The organism is Olavius algarvensis spirochete endosymbiont (assembly GCA_900608495.1).
In the GTDB taxonomy this organism is placed as follows: domain Bacteria; phylum Spirochaetota; class Spirochaetia; order DSM-2461; family DSM-2461; genus UBA2779.
In genome coordinates this window covers 1-926 of sequence record UWYT01000168.1, presented here as the reverse complement: position 1 = coordinate 926, position 926 = coordinate 1, and the positions used below count along the sequence as shown (strand labels likewise).

Sequence of the window (926 nt, the reverse complement as noted above, 5' to 3'; positions counted from 1 at the left end):
GTGGCCATCTGTACACCTCTTCCGATGGAGGAGCGACTTGGATAGACCGTAGTGTTGGCTACTCTGCAATTGCGGGAAGTGAATATTGGCAATCCATAGCGATATCTTCTGACGCATCCAAACTTGCAGCTGTGGCGTATAAGGGCTATTTGTATACATCAGTGGACGGCGGAGCTACTTGGACAGATCGCAGTGCTGCCAACTCAGTTATTGCAGGAGCTAAAGGCTGGCGATCCATCACGATGACTCCTGACGGGTCCAAACTTGCAGCAGTGGTGTTTGATGGGCACCTGTATACATCAACGGATGGAGGGACGACTTGGATAAATCGCAGTACTTACGGTTCTATAATTGTGGGAAATAGAAACTGGCAATCCATAGCGATATCTTCTGACGGGTCCAAACTTGCAGCAGTGGCGCGTTACGGCCATCTATACATTTCTACAGATGGAGGAACGGCCTGGAGGGATCGCAGTAGGATCGACGACTCTGCAATTACGGGAGATAAAAACTGGATTTCCATTACTATGTCTTCTGACGGGTCCAAACTTGCAGCAGTGGCGCATTACGGCCATCTGTACATTTCTACAGATGGAGGGGCTACCTGGAGGGATCGCAGTGGAACCGAGGGTTCTATAATTACGGGAGATAAAAACTGGATTTCCATAGTGATGTCTTCTGATGGGTCCAAAATTGCGGCAATGAATCACGACCAACTGTATACTTCCACGGATTCGGGAGCGAGTTGGAGAGATCATAGTGTTACCGGCTATGCAATTGAATTACTCAAGAAGTGGCAATCCATAGCGATATCTTCTGATGGATCCAGAATTACTGCGGTTGTGAGAGGAGGACATCTGTATACATCCATGGATGGAGGGATGACTTGGGTAGACCGCAGTACTCGCGGTTCTCCAATTGAAGGA

The 926-nt window shown here is 48.5% G+C and carries 1 protein-coding gene; it reads left to right on the top strand.

Translation table 11 applies throughout. The features are described from left to right. A partial coding sequence (locus tag S1OALGB6SA_RS04165; RefSeq protein ID WP_148084023.1) for a WD40/YVTN/BNR-like repeat-containing protein occupies window positions 1-926 on the top strand: 926 nt, incomplete at both ends.